Raw genomic sequence first — 248 nt, 5'->3', positions numbered from 1 at the left:
CCCCGCCGATGCCGCGGCGCTGGTGGTCGCCTCATCGACTCCGGGGGTGTTTTCCGCCGGCGCCGATCTCGCCGATCTGGCGCGGCTGGTCGATGATGTGCCGGCGCGCACCGCGTTCAGGCAGGCGATGCAGGACGCGGTGGAGGCGCTGGCCGCGCTGCCGATGCCCACGGTCGCGGCGGTCGGGGGCGCGGCGTTCGGCGCCGGGGTCGCGCTCGCGCTCGCCTGCGACGTGATCGTCGCGGGGG

General features: G+C 77.0%; 1 protein-coding gene. It reads left to right on the top strand.

All coding sequences use genetic code 11. From position 1 onward, the window contains the following. Positions 1-248 (top strand): enoyl-CoA hydratase-related protein (locus AX685_RS11660; protein ID WP_197418580.1); only part of this gene is annotated, 248 nt, incomplete at both ends.

The sequence above is a fragment of the Sphingomonas sp. CCH9-F2 genome (assembly GCF_001556735.1).
In the GTDB taxonomy this organism is placed as follows: domain Bacteria; phylum Pseudomonadota; class Alphaproteobacteria; order Sphingomonadales; family Sphingomonadaceae; genus Sphingomonas; species Sphingomonas ginsenosidimutans.
The sequence above is the reverse complement of the archived record's forward strand: the minus strand, read 5'-3'. Positions and strand labels throughout refer to the sequence as shown.